Origin of the sequence: Liquorilactobacillus aquaticus DSM 21051 (genome assembly GCF_001436755.1) — a bacterium.
In the GTDB taxonomy this organism is placed as follows: Bacteria; Bacillota; Bacilli; order Lactobacillales; family Lactobacillaceae; genus Liquorilactobacillus; species Liquorilactobacillus aquaticus.
On record NZ_AYZD01000009.1, the window covers coordinates 21,753 to 35,866 of the forward strand.

The 14,114-nt window shown below is 35.2% G+C and carries 13 protein-coding genes; 12 read left to right on the top strand and 1 reads right to left on the bottom strand.

Annotation, left to right across the window (positions count from 1 at the left end):
- Positions 1-19: 19 nt before the first annotated feature.
- From FC19_RS01620 to FC19_RS01675, 12 genes are all read left to right on the top strand, one after another.
- The gene (locus FC19_RS01620; RefSeq protein ID WP_235809297.1) at positions 20-730 is read left to right on the top strand and encodes a nucleotidyltransferase family protein; all 711 of its coding nucleotides are present in this window, start codon (positions 20-22) and stop codon (positions 728-730) included.
- Positions 731-926: 196 nt separating this feature from the next.
- Positions 927-1,247 carry a MazG nucleotide pyrophosphohydrolase domain-containing protein gene (locus FC19_RS01625; protein WP_057875255.1) on the top strand — a complete coding sequence of 107 codons (321 nt, stop codon included), beginning with the start codon at positions 927-929 and terminating at the stop codon, positions 1,245-1,247.
- A 133-nt stretch (positions 1,248-1,380) separates the two neighbouring features.
- Complete coding sequence (locus FC19_RS01630) at positions 1,381-1,917, top strand: GNAT family N-acetyltransferase (RefSeq protein WP_057875256.1); 537 nt, start codon at positions 1,381-1,383, stop codon at positions 1,915-1,917.
- A gap of 206 nt (positions 1,918-2,123) precedes the next feature.
- Complete coding sequence (locus tag FC19_RS01635; protein ID WP_057875257.1) at positions 2,124-3,500, top strand: aspartate kinase; 1,377 nt, start codon at positions 2,124-2,126, stop codon at positions 3,498-3,500.
- A gap of 302 nt (positions 3,501-3,802) precedes the next feature.
- Positions 3,803-4,024, top strand: coding sequence for a DUF3923 family protein (locus FC19_RS11975; RefSeq protein ID WP_057875258.1), 222 nt, complete (start codon positions 3,803-3,805; stop codon positions 4,022-4,024).
- A gap of 294 nt (positions 4,025-4,318) precedes the next feature.
- On the top strand, positions 4,319-5,785 hold the full coding sequence (gene nadB, locus FC19_RS01645) for an L-aspartate oxidase (RefSeq protein ID WP_057875259.1): 1,467 nt from the start codon (positions 4,319-4,321) through the stop codon (positions 5,783-5,785).
- 6 nt (positions 5,786-5,791) lie between these two features.
- Entirely contained in the window at positions 5,792-6,628 is an 837-nt protein-coding gene (nadC, locus tag FC19_RS01650) for a carboxylating nicotinate-nucleotide diphosphorylase (RefSeq protein WP_057875260.1), read from the top strand.
- The gene (gene nadA, locus FC19_RS01655; protein WP_057875261.1) at positions 6,625-7,722 is read left to right on the top strand and encodes a quinolinate synthase NadA; all 1,098 of its coding nucleotides are present in this window, start codon (positions 6,625-6,627) and stop codon (positions 7,720-7,722) included. Before nadC ends, nadA begins: the two co-directional genes overlap by 4 nt.
- 10 nt (positions 7,723-7,732) lie before the next feature.
- On the top strand, positions 7,733-8,830 hold the full coding sequence (locus FC19_RS01660) for a cysteine desulfurase family protein (RefSeq protein ID WP_057875262.1): 1,098 nt from the start codon (positions 7,733-7,735) through the stop codon (positions 8,828-8,830).
- Between the two features lie 554 nt (positions 8,831-9,384).
- Positions 9,385-9,984 (top strand): cadmium resistance transporter, encoded by a 600-nt coding sequence (locus tag FC19_RS01665; protein WP_057875263.1) that lies wholly within the window; start codon positions 9,385-9,387, stop codon positions 9,982-9,984.
- A 189-nt stretch (positions 9,985-10,173) separates the two neighbouring features.
- A complete protein-coding gene (locus FC19_RS01670; protein ID WP_057875264.1) occupies positions 10,174-11,127 on the top strand; it encodes a zinc-binding dehydrogenase in 954 nt (317 codons plus the stop codon).
- 68 nt (positions 11,128-11,195) lie between these two features.
- Positions 11,196-11,684, top strand: a complete 489-nt coding sequence (locus FC19_RS01675; protein ID WP_057875265.1) for a GNAT family N-acetyltransferase — start codon at positions 11,196-11,198, stop codon at positions 11,682-11,684.
- Positions 11,685-11,920: 236 nt separating this feature from the next.
- Here FC19_RS01675 and FC19_RS01680 read toward each other — a convergent pair whose 3' ends face one another.
- Positions 11,921-13,612, bottom strand: coding sequence for an aryl-sulfate sulfotransferase (locus FC19_RS01680; RefSeq protein ID WP_057875266.1), 1,692 nt, complete (start codon positions 13,610-13,612; stop codon positions 11,921-11,923).
- Positions 13,613-14,114 lie beyond the last annotated feature (502 nt).

The window sequence follows — 14,114 nt, forward strand, 5'->3', positions numbered from 1 at the left end:
TATTTTTTTATACATGTAAATGGTTCATTTAAAATTTTTTCAAACATTATGCGCTAACTTTTTTCAGAGTGGAAGAAATTGCAAATTAAACAAACCAAGTTATACTTTAAGGAAAAAGCAAAAGAAATATCGTTTACCTTGGAAAGGGGATGCTAATTCAGTGGATTCGTTTCAAAATGAAAAAATCGTCAAAAGAATTATTTCTAAAAATAAAGATTTAATGCAAATTTTGCGAATAATCAAACTGCTCGATTTAAAACAGGGAGTATTAGCCGCTGGAAGTATCAGAAATACAGTTTGGCAGGTTTTAAGCGGTCAACAAGTGTTTTTAGAAAATGATGTCGATCTTGTTTATTATGACCCTTCAAAGCCTCAAAATTACGATTTCTTCATAGAATCTCAGTTACGCGAAAATTATCCTGGGTATAATTGGCAAGTCAAAAATGAAGTTTACATGCATGATTATGATTTTAAAAAAGAAAATCCCTTTGTCTCTGTCGAAGATGCTATTGCTCATTTTGTCGAAACTCCAACGTGTATTGGTGCATATCTCAATACAAATGAAATACTTAAGCTGATCATTCCTTATGGGGTTGACGATTTGGTTAATTTCACTTGTCGTCCTGTACCTGCCTTTAGAGAAGATCAACAGCATTTAGATATCTTTAAAAATCGGATTCGCTGCAAAAAATGGATTAAAAAATATCCACAGCTAAAAGTAATAGTATGAGTCACCTTTTCAAAGTAACCATAATTTGTTTAAAGGCAACTTTAATTGTCCACTAGTCTAGAAAACTCAGCTCAGGTTTAAAGCATATAATTTATAACATTGTACTTTATAATTCCTATTTGGAAATTTTTATTTGTTACAAGCATAATGTATAATTGATACGTGTTCTTAATTGTATTAAGTGGGGGAAATTTTTATGGAACTAAAAGATCATCAGGAATGGTTAGTTGCTTTTTATAAAAAAAGAGATTGGTATAAATTTTCACCGGAAATCAGAATGAATTTTTTAACCGAAGAGGTAGGAGAATTGGCTAGGGCCATCAGAACTTTTGAAATTGGACGAGATCATCCTGGTGAAAAGAAAAAAACACAGGAAGAAATGTTTGACAATTTAAAAGAAGAATTAGCTGATGTCATTGATCAAGCACTGGTTTTATGTGCGAAGTATGATCTTGAACCAAGTAAAATCTTGCATTTTAGTGAAAATAAATTAATAAAGCGTTTTAAAGATCAATAAATGATCATATTTTTACTACATAACAAGTACAAGACAACACTTTTTGCGGGTTTGAACCGTTTGAAACGGTCCTTCTTAGTAATGAAAGCTACTTATTTGAAAATGGGGTGGGAAAATTTTAAGGAGGCATAAAATGGATTTTAAAATATTCAAGGGCTCTTTAGTCAAGCTTAGAGCAATACATGATGATGATTTCGAAACAATTGCGAGCTGGTATGAGGATGCCTACTTTCTTAGAAATGTCGATACCGCTATCGCGTTGCCAAAAGACATTGAAGAAATCAAGGACATGTATGAACCCGATGATAGTATGATCGAACTTATGATATGTCCGCTTGAAAATAATTTTCCAGTCGGTTTTGTCTCAATTTACAACATCGAGTGGAACAATAGAAGTGGAACCTTGGCAATCGGGATTGGGCGTGAAAGTGACCGACATCTCGGTTATGGAACAGATACACTGAAGTTGATAATGAAATACGCGTTTAATGAACTTAATTTAGATCGCCTCGATCTAGAGGTCGTTGATTATAATCAAGACGCATACAAGCTTTATGAAAAACTTGGCTTTAAATTAGGTGGTCGGAGGCGAGAAGCCGTTTTACGTGACGGAAAAAAATTCGATGTTTTATTTTTAGATATTCTATGTTCAGAGTGGATAAAAAAATAGGTTCCATTATTTACAGAGATAAAAAAGGCTTTTCGCATGCTAACCGTTTTTGAATACTTTTTAATCAACTATAGTTTAGGATCGCCAAATATTTACGAACTGAAGGGCAAAAAATAGGTTTATTAAAGATTGCTCCTTGTTTTATAACAATTCTTTTGATATTCTAATCAACATAATAAATAAAAGACTATTAGGATGTGTAACTCTTGAAAATAACAAAATTCGGTGGAAGTTCGCTTGCCAGTGCTCAACAATTTAGAAAAGTTTTTGATATTATAAAATCAGATCGAGATAGGAAAGTTGTAGTAGTTTCAGCACCGGGGAAACGTTTTTCCTCTGATACAAAAATAACAGATAATTTAATTACTTTGGCTAAAGAAGTCCAAACGGGGCAAGACATCGAAAAAACATTAGCGGTTATCAAAGAACGATATGTGGGTATTATCGAAGACCTAGGCTTAAAACAAGAAATTAAAAACCAACTGGAAGATAATCTCAAAAAAATGATTACGGCTTCTTATTCTTCAAACAACCAGCTTTTAAACACCTTCAAAGCCAGTGGAGAAGACAATAACGCACAATTAGTAGCGGCGTACTTTAATGAAAATGGACTACCTGCTAAATATGTAAGTCCAGAAGAAGCAGGCTTACTTGTTTCCGCTCAAGATGGGCATACACGCGTTTTATCCGAAACGTATGCTAACTTAGAACGGCTTACTGAAGTGAACGAATGCATCATTTTTCCCGGCTTTTTTGGTGTTTCAAAAGAAAATCAGCGGGTCACCTTTTCACGGGGAGGTTCTGATATCACCGGAGCAATTCTTGCAAAGGGCTTGAAAGCCGATTTATATGAAAACTTTACCGACGTAGATGCTATCTTTGCCGCCAATCCTCAAATTGTTGATCAGCCGCAAAAAATCAATCATTTGACCTATCAAGAAATGCGTGAACTTTCATACGCAGGTTTTTCTGTTTTACATCATGAGGCTTTGCGCCCGGCAATCATGGCTGATATACCTATCAGAGTTAAGAACACTAATAAGCCTGAACTTCCAGGAACTTTGATTAGTAAGACTCGTTCTGAAAATAATTATCATATTACAGGAATTGCAAGCTCGCGAGGATTTATGTCTATTTCGATTGCAAAATATTTGATGAATGAGGAAGTTGGCTTTGGAGCAAAAGCATTAAATATTATGGCTGAACATAATTTAAGTGTAGAGCATGTTCCTACTGGAATAGATGAGATTACTTTAATTTTGCGAGCTGATCAGTTCAAGAATGAAGCAGATGAAAAAGAACTGCTGCAGGAATTGCAGGAAAAGCTTAATGCTGATAAGGTTTACGAAGAGAAAGAGCTTGCACTCTTAATGATCGTGGGCGAAGGTATGATTTCAACAGTTGGTACAGCTGCGAAAGCGATGGCCTCCTTGGCCAAAGCTGGAATCAACCTCAAAATGATCGATCAGGGATCTTCAGAAATCAGTATGTTATTTGGCATTGCTGCCTCAGATGAGAATAGTGCTATTGCCGCTTTGTATGAGTCTTTCTTCAAATCGAAAATTCCCGTTGAGGAGAAATGACTTTTACTTTTTTAAAACTTTTAAAAGTAAACAAAGTAAAATTATTTTTTACGATGAGTTCCTCGTAATTTAGCTTGAATCCAATGTATAGTCTCCGTAATTTAAAATTAATTACAGGGGCTTTTTTGCATTGTGAAGTGGAAAAACAATCACTATTTTTAATTACTTTAAGCCCGATATAAAAGGCATGCTAGAGAAAATAGCTCGACAAAAAGGGAAACTTAAAATATGCTGAATGGAGATTTTTTATGGTTAATGACAGCAAAAAATCAAATAAGTAACGCATAAAGGGGAAAAAATATATGGGTTTAAAAATCTGGCACTGTTTAAACGTATTCTGGCTATTAATTTTTTTAGCCACTGAGTTATTTATCTTATTGCGGAGATTTGATGGGGCCGGAGCAGTTCAAACACCGATAACCCGCATAATAGCATCAATTTTTCTATTTTGTTTTTTTACGATAGTTGCAATTATTCAACTTATAATCTGGCTGCTTATTCGAAAAAATAAAAAGACCCGCTAGCCTTCTGTTGTTAGCAACTTATATTACTGGTTACGTCTTATATATTTAACACAACAGAAAAATTTTTATGGGCTAGATCAAAACTTATCTTTTGGTCTAGCTTATTTGTATTATCTTGAAATATTCGTAAATTAGTTTAACAAATTATCCGAAAACGACGAATCAAATATCTCGCAAAGCATTATTATTGCTTTGCTAAAGAGACATTAAAACTAATATTCAGAGGGTGTCTTGACACCTAGCGCTTTTTACTTCATAATTGCTTTAACTTAAAAATTAAGAGGGTTTACCATAATGAAAAAAGTTATTATTGTCGGCGCTGGTTTAGCCGGAAGTTACATAGCAACACAGTTACCTGCAGATTACGATATAACAATCATTACAAAGAAAACGCGTATTGACAGCAATTCAATGCTTGCGCAAGGAGGTATTGCTGCCGCTCTTGATGAAGGAGATTCTCCTAAGGTACATGAGGAAGACACTTTGAAGGCCGGGAAGTATCATAATGACGAACAAGCAGTTAAACAATTAGTCACGATTGGTCCCCAATTGATTGATGACTTGATTGCGCAAGGAATGAAATTCGACAGGGAAAGTGACGGTCAGTTGTCATTTGGTCTTGAAGGCGCACATCGATTTCGAAGAATTTTACATGCACAGGGAGACCAGACCGGGCATGCATTAACAGAATTTGTTCAAAGTACGATCAGAAATGATATCAAATGGGAAGAAAATACGACTGTTTTGGATCTTGTCGTAGAAAAAGGTGAATGTCAAGGTGTTGTAATCAGAAATAGAAAGGGCGCGATAAAAACTAAATATGCCGATTTTACGATTCTGGCTTCCGGTGGCCTGGGACATCTATATCCTCTAACTACTAATGATCAAACTATTACCGGTGATGGAATAGCTCTTGCTTTCAGAAATAACATAAAGTTAAAAGACATGGCATATGTCCAGTTTCATCCAACTTTATTGACCAAAAATGATAAGTGCTATGGCCTGATAACGGAAGCAATTCGTGGCGCTGGGGCTATTTTGATTGATGAAAATGGCAACAAAATAATGGAAGATACTCCGCAGAAAGATCTTGCACCGCGTGATGTTGTTACAAGAAAGCTCAAAGCATGGCAGCAAAAAGGACACAGACTTTTTCTTGATATTTCAAAAATCCAGTCTTTCAAGCAGAAGTTTCCTGGTGTTAGCCGCAATTTGGCTAATCATCAGATCGATTTTGAAAGAACAAAAAAAATTCCAATTCAACCAGGAGCCCATTTCTTTATGGGTGGAATAAAAACAGACCTTGATGCACAGACATCTCTTAAACGACTGTATGCCGTTGGAGAGGTTGCTTGCAATGGTGTTCACGGTGCTAATAGACTTGCAAGTAATTCTTTGTTGGATTGCTTAGTCAGTTCTAATAGGGCTGCTGAAGCAATTGCCAAAACTCCAACTGCTGAAAATAAAAACAATGACTATACTGTTGATAGTCCTAGTAATTCTGATATCAAATCTAAGTTACCCTCAAAAGATGTGCTATTAGAAAAAACTTGGAAACAAATTGGTGTAGTTCGCTCAAAAACTGACTTAAACAACTTTTTAAACTGGCTCGACAAATTTAACTACAAAGAATTAAATCCCAAACAATTGTCATCAAAAGATTTAACCATTGCCAATTTATGTATTTGTGCAGAACTGATTGCTAAATCGGCTCTTGCACAGCCGAAAAGCTTGGGTGCAAATTATATTAAGGGAGTTTAGAATCATATGAATCATTTATTAGCAAAAAATAAAATTGAAGAGTTCTTACTAGAGGATCTTTCATTTGGAGATGCTAGTGACTTTTTCTTTAAGTCAGAGAAAGTTAGTGGTTCGCTAGTTGCAAAGAAAAGCGGTGTAGTATGCGGGCAGGAGATTCCATATATTGTTTTTGAAATTTTGGGAAATGTTGAGTATCAAGCCCGTGTCTCAGAGGGAAAAAATGTTGCAGCTGGGACTGTTATTGGAAGATTTAGTGGGCTGGCAAAAAATGTGCTTGCCGGTGAAAGAGTTATTTTGAATTTAATGCAGCGCATGAGTGGAATCGCGACTGCCACACATACAGCAATTCAAAAACTAGAAGATCCTGCAATAAAAATTACAGACACACGAAAAACAGCGCCGGGCTTAAGGTACTTTGACAAGTATGCAGTTAAAGTCGGCGGCGGACAAAATCACCGCTTCGATCTCTGTGCAGGATTAATGTTAAAAGACAATCACTTAGCAGCGAAAGGCGGAATCAAAAATGCTTTGACATTAGTCACAGAAAATATTGGACCAATGACTAAAGTTGAAGTAGAAATCGAAACAAAAGAGCAGCTCGAAGTAGCCATAAAAAGCCACATTGACGCTATAATGTTTGATAATCAAAAACCAGAAGTAATAAAAAAATGGATAAAAATAGTGCCCACACATATCACGACCGAGGCATCTGGTGGAATAAATTTTGAAAACATTGCTTATTACAAGGGTTGCGGCGTTGATTTTATTTCACTAGGGTGCTTGACTAATGAAGTAAAGCCGCTGGACATCAGTCTTGTATTGGATGGTGTTATCAAAGCATGAAACTAGCAAATATTGCGGAAAAAATAAAACTTGCTCAATATTACGATGAGGACCCTAAAAAACAAATTAAACGTATCAGGCAGATCAAACAAGAATTTGGCAAAGATCTTCTTCTAGTTGCACATCATTATCAAAAGGATGAGATTGTTCAGTTTGCTGATGCCACGGGTGATTCACTTAAATTGGCGCAAACTGCTTCCCAAAATAAACAAGCGCGTAAAATTGTTTTCTGTGGTGTTCACTTTATGGCTGAAACAGCGGATATTTTGACAGAAGATTATCAAGACGTGATTCTTCCTGATCCGACCGCAGGATGTTCAATGGCAGACATGGCGAATGCTTTTCAGGTAACTACTGCATGGAATTATTTGGCTCAGCAATACGGGGACGATATTATGCCTGTCACTTATGTTAACTCCAGTGCTGCCATCAAAAGTTTTGTTGGAAAAAAGAACGGAATTGTCGTTACATCGGGAAATGCAACTAAAGTAGTTGCCTGGGCTCTCAAAAAGAAGAAAAGACTTTTTTTCATGCCCGATCAGCATTTGGGACGGAATACGGCTTTAAAACTTGGAATCGACAAGGATGAGATCGGGCTTTGGAAACCTTTGACTAATACATTGGTCGCTGATTATCCAGATGCGCTACGAGTCATTTTATGGGATGGGTACTGTTCTGTACATCAGCAATTTAATGTGACACAGATAGAGAAGTTACGTTCGGCCTATCCAGATATAAAAATTATCGTTCATCCAGAATGTAGAAATGATGTGGTCAATGCGTCTGATGAAGTCGGTTCTACAGCCGCGCTTATTAGCTATATTAAGTGTGCACCTGCCGGAACAAGAATAGCAGTTGGAACAGACAATAACCTGGTAAGACGGCTCCAGAAAGAATACACAGATAAGAAGGTTATGCTGCTAAATCCGATTGCATGTTCTTGTGTCTTGATGAATCGGATCGATCTTCCACACTTAGCTTTTACAATGGACAATTTAATAAGCGGTGCTGCAGATTTAAATGTCATCAAGGTTAATGATGAAACTGCTTTTTGGGCTAAAAAAGCTTTAGATACAATGCTAAATCTTAGTTAGGATGATTTTAATGATTTATTTTGATAATGCAGCAACAACAAAAATGAGTGCGGCTGCTTTGAAGTCTTACAGAGAAGTAGCAGAAAACTTTTATGGAAACAGCGAAAGTCTGCATTTTTTTGGCAATCAAAGCAATTCATTGGTTGATGAGTCAAGACAGACTATCGCAAAATTATTCAATGTGATACCTGACGGTCTTATTTTTACTAGTGGTGGAACAGAAAGTAATCAGGTCGGTATCAGTACTTTAGCAAAAGTAGGCGGCAAAAAAAATGAAATTCTAGTAAGTCCGCTTGAACACTCATCAGTTTATCAAATTTTAGATAAGTTTGAAGCTGACAAAAAGGCACACATCCGCTTTCTTCCCGTAGACAGCGCTGGTAAAGTCACACCAACTATTTTGAAAAAAAATATCTCATCGAAAACAGCGCTGATAATAATTCAGGCAGTTAATTCCATCGTAGGAATCGTTCAAGATATCAAATCCTTGAAAACTATTGCAAGTGAAAATAAAATCCCACTGTTCGTAGATACTGTTCAAGCTACCGCTAAAATTCCTATAGATTTTTCCAATTTAGCTGGATTCAGTTGCAGTGCCCATAAGTTTAACGGTCCCAAAAGCTGTGGCCTTTTGTTTCTTTCACCAAATGCATTGACTGTACCTCAATATAATAATGTTTTTCAACAGAACGGTTTTCTGCCAGGAACGCTGGATGTCCCTAGTATTGTTAGTATGACAACTGCTCTTCAAGAAGCTTATCCTAAAATCGATGCAAATTATTCGTATCTAAAGGGATTACAAACAAGACTTGAAAAAAATATATCTAGGGAGATCAAGGTTATACATGGCGCTTATCCTGGAATTTGTGGATTAATGTTGCCACAGGTACAAGCACAAGAAGCAGTAACTACGATGGGACAATCAGGCTTCTGCTTTTCAACTGTGAGCGCCTGCAGTATTAAGGATCCCAGACCTAATCGGTCTTTGCTATCTTTAGGATTATCCGCCGAAGAAACAAAACGCTATATTAGGCTTTCATTTAGCCCCTCTAACACACCTGCGGAAATAGATCTTTTCGCAGAGACACTAAATGAGATGTATGGCTGAGCAACTCTGTACGAAGAAATAACTTTAATAAAGTGCAAATACCCCCACGTCAAAGTGAAAGCTTTGTAATGGAGGTATTCTTTTACTTAAATGTTCACTGAATCAATACCATCCAGCAAACAAGTTATTTTTCCGATTTCAAAAACGTCAATGTTCCTAAAAGAAAAGGATAACAATCAGTTTTTCGCTGTTTTATTAAGACTTGAGCGTAAAAATCTGTAAAATGACGAAGGAAAGAATTCTAGTGCAATTACTGAAACAATTATAGTTTTATTCACTAAAAGATTCATAATTTGTTAAGATTTGCTTTACTGTGCTTTTTATTGTTTATAGGTTTCATCACAAATAAATGCTGTACTACAGCTAAATTTTGCTTGAAATTGCAAGAGAATTGAAAATAATGGATTGTTTTATTATCAGCAATTCATTTTAGAAAGGAATCCTGTTCAAAACTACTTGAAGTAACTACAACTTTCAAATGTTATATGTTGTAAACTTCATATGTATATGATAACATGTAAAAATAATTGTAATCACCACAGGAGGGGGATAAAATGTTACAAGCTGTTTTTACAGGAATCACTGCATATATTTCAACAAGCATCGATTATTTAGTTATTTTGATGATTATTTTTGGAACTACGAGCAGAAAAAACAAATGGTCAATTTATGGAGGAGATTTGTTAGGGACAACTGTCTTAGTTATCACTAGTTTGTTCATCGCAAATATTTTAAAATTAGTACCTGAAGATTGGATACTAGGTTTGCTGGGTTTGATTCCAATATTCCTTGGAATTCGGCTTCTTATTTCGAATGAAAACGATGATGAATCCACGATTAAAAAACGCCTTCAAAGCAAGAAAAATATTTTTTTCAATGTTGCTATTATCACCATCGTTACTTGCGGTGCTGATAATATAGGTATCTATGTCCCACTTTTTGCTCAAATGGACTTAGCTAATAGTATGGTCGTTATTATCACGTTTTTTATCATGCTTTCATTATTCTGTTTAATGGGCTTGCTCTTGAGCAGGATACCATTAGTCGCAAATATTTTAGAAAAATGGGGCAGCTATATTACAGCTATCGTTTATATTGGATTAGGAGGTTATATTCTCTGGGAGAGCGGGACCTTAATGCATTTTTTAAGCTGACATGTTTTCTTTTGAAATAGTATAGAAGTTGCTTGCTAAGGCAAAGAACGCCTTGAATTAGTCAATCTTCCATCAGAGTAAAGCATCAATATACTTTTCTTGCAGGTTTTAAGCAAACGTTGAATGTTTGACTTATCTTCGTTACAATAGCATTAATATAATATGTTTTTTTTGAAAGGATAATGTGGAATGAAGGCACTATATTTTAACCACTTTGGAGATAATTCGGTTCTACAATATAATTCTCTCCCTGATCCTGAAGTGAAGAATAATGAAGTTTTAGTTAAAATGAAGTACATTGGTTTAAATTTTGCGGATATTTATAGACGCAAGGGCAACTATCATATTGAAAAGCATAGTCCGTACATTAACGGCTATGAAGGACTTGGAACAATTGTTAAGCTAGGCCATAAAGTTGAAAAGAGCCATCTAGGAGACAAGGTGCTTTTTGTCGATGTTCCACTTGCAAACGCAGAATTAGTAGCTGTCCCGTTATCTAAGATAATAAAAGTACCCGCTTATCTTGGAGAAAAGACAGCTGCTTCAATTGGGCTGCAAGGACTAACAGCCGACTTTTTAGCCCATGATCTGGCAAATAACCAAAAACATGACCAGGTTTTTATTCAAGGAATCAGTGGCGGGGTCGGACAAATTCTTCTTCAGATGCTTGTTGCGGACGGCATTAATGTATATGGTGTGACTTCCACGAAGAAAAAACAGGAGTTAGTTTTAAAACAAGGCGTTTCTGAGGTTTATCTTCGTTCAAATAAATGGGAAACTAAAGTGAGCGGAAAATTTGATACAGTTTTTGATGGTGTAGGGAAGACTTTAGATCAAAGTATTTCGCTTATTAAACATCGAGGAAAAGTTGTCTTATTCGGGATGGCTGGCGGAGATCCCAAGAAAATCGATGCGTTAAAACTTCTTGAACAATCAAAAAGTATTATGACAGGAGATCTGTGGGATTATCTAACAAGTCGAGAAGAAAGACAATTTAGATTCTCCAGATTAGTTAAATATTTTTCTGATGGAAAAATTGTTATTAACGATCCAAAAATATTTTCTTTATCAGAGGGAAGAAAAGCATATGCGTTACTTGAATCGGGTCAGAGCAATGGAAAGATTTTAATGAGGTGCGATTGATTCATACGGATTCTTAATCACGCTTTAGAGCATACTTTTGTAATAAATTTTCAAAGGAAAAGAATTTTATGATTAAAAGTCGGTTATTTAGAGACAGCGATGCAGTTGAGGTCGCTGAATTGGTTGCGACTACAATGCTTACAACTAATATCAAAGATTATTCGCGTGCGTATTTGGAAAATGATCTCAAAGAGCTAACTAGCAATAATTTTATTGAAAAGGCTAAATTTTTTCATTGTTATGTTTTTATTGATGACACTATAAACAAAATAATTGCAGTGGGATCGATTGGTCCGTACTGGGGTAGGACAAATGAGAGCAGTTTATTCAATATATTTGTTTTGCCCGATTATCAGGGACAGGGTGTTGGCAGAAAACTGATTGAAATCCTAGAGCAGGATGAATATTTTGAACGTGCAAAAAGGATTGAGATTCCTGCTTCGATTACCGGGTTAGGCTTTTACCAAAAAATGGGCTACTCTTTTAAGAACGGTATTAACACCGTTGATGAACAACAGCTGTACAGATTGGAAAAGTTCAATCCCCAACAAAAATAACGCTATTGACAATGAAAAAGACGACTATGGGGCATTTATAAAATGCTCTATAGTCGTCCTTGTTTTATCTGGTATTTACTATCATCTGACTTTTAATTTAGATTTTCCTAGTAACCAAGTTTAGCATATCTAAAAAGTTAATTGTCATCATTTAAGTCTATGAGTTGCTTATTCATAGTTGAAATTATTGCTAAAATTGGGGAAAAGTGCATTGTTATTTTACTTCTATAAAAATATCAGTTATTTTCCAAGTCAAAACAATATTTTTGGGGGTACAATGACATTCTTTCTGCGCGATACGCGTAACCTTTTTCAGCAAAATTTGAAATAGTTGCATTAAATACAACTTTTTTGGTTTTATTGTTGTATTCGACAATGTTGCTGCTTTCTCCCAGATTTCGATAACCGAAATCAATTAATCGATTATTTTTACTTAAATAGCGATTGCTGCCGATGTAATAGCTAAAGTTCTTTTTACCCAGTTGTTTGCCATATTGTGCAAATTCTTTAATGGTTTTCTTTTTTTCATTTATAGTGTATTCAACGCCTTGAGAGTATTGCTTCGATGTTTTAGTATTCCCTCGATATACAGAAATATTATTATTGAAAATCAATAAACGCTTAACTGATCCAGCTGTATTAGTCAAAATAGCTGCATGCTGGCCACCCGGATAAGAAATTTTGCCCTTAGTTTTTAACAGGTATTTTCGATAAGCTTTAGGCCACTTCTTGTTATTGCTAAAAATCCATTTAATGCGGTGTGTTCGATAATTGATTTTCATCACGAGATCTTGATTTCTGCTTGAAATAACTAAACCTCCGTCAGTTTTGTCGTAATATAACGAGTTGTTATGGAACCAATCCCTTTTACCATCGGAGCGCTTAACAGTATTTTTAGAACTAAACTTTGTGTAGAGAGATTTGGGTAAAATTTTCTTCATATCAATAACGTTAACTATTTTCCCTGTTTTATGCGATATTTCAACTATTGTATCTTCCATATATTTTTTGCTTCCATCAGAAACCGTAGCTAGAATATTATGATTAGTCAACTCGATTGCATCATGATGGATAATAGTTTCATCACTTCCTTTACTAGTTCCCGCCTCATCACTATGCGTTTTAGTAGAGAATTGATATTCTTTATATACCCTTCCTAAGTAATCAGTTTCTAGCATTTCATTATAATAGTTACCAGTATTGTCTTTTTTTGCTAAGTACAGCAAATGACCATTACTTAACTCTCTAAATACATGCTGAGAATAATTAGCAGTGAACCATCTTATCGCACCATCGGCGTCCATTCCAAAGGGTTCGTGCGTAGTACGAACAATAAAGGTAAGCTTATTACTGCCAATTACCATCTGCTTTTTATTGTTCTTTGTAACTTTTATCTTTGTTTTAGCCAACTCGGAGGGAAGTTTAGCTGTCTTAACAGTATAAATTTTAGACTCTTTTTTCCCATTTTTATATGTAGCTTGAACGCGAATTTTATTATTGTAATTTGCATATAGCCCTAAAACTGGAAGCGCATGTTTTTTATTGTACTTAGAATTATTATATGTAATAGTTGTTCCAGCTGTTTTACCAATTACTGAAATTTTAATCTTTGCTTTTTGAGTAGTTTTGAAAATTATTAAAGCTGTTAGAGGAGAGGTTTTATACGGATTCAATTTAATAAAAGGATTATCTAATGTGTATCGGCTTGATGTCAATTTTTTTCTGTAGCCAGTTGTCAGTGAACTTTGCTTATTTTGTAAGTCATGTGATAATTTGCTGGCTATATTTTTTTTAATCTGTTTTGTTGTCAGCATTTCCTTGTTAGGGTTCACATAGTTGACCACATGATTCTGACAGTAAAACCAAAAACCGGAAGCACTTATTAGTACGATAAAAAGAAATAAGACAAACCATTTTTTCTTGACCATGAGAAAAACTCCTTTGTTAATAATTTCATTTAATTGTAGCATAAGCTGCAATTTACAGTATTTAAGATAAACTTACGTTTTTTAAAGAAAACTAATGGCCTATATTACCAAGATTACATTAAGTTGACTTTATTTTAGAATCTTAAAAAAATAGTAACCTCATTAAAATGCCTTTGTGATATTGAAGGCTCATACTTGTCACCATAGTCGTTTTAGTCAAGAAATTGATATAGGAGGAATATAAGTTATGAATCTTAGAAAACAACTCACTGTTGCAGCTCTAGCAACTACCAGTCTTTTTGCCCTTCAAATCACTGCGGTTAATGCTGATGGTATTCAGCCAAATCACAATGTAAATCGGCAATCGATTGGAAACCACTACAATAGATCACAACGTCAATACGGTTACCATTATGGTTACCGCCAAGCAAAAAGAACGGTAGCTTACCATGTAAACAATTCAGTCAACAGTGGAAATCAATCTTCAAATTCAAATACAGCA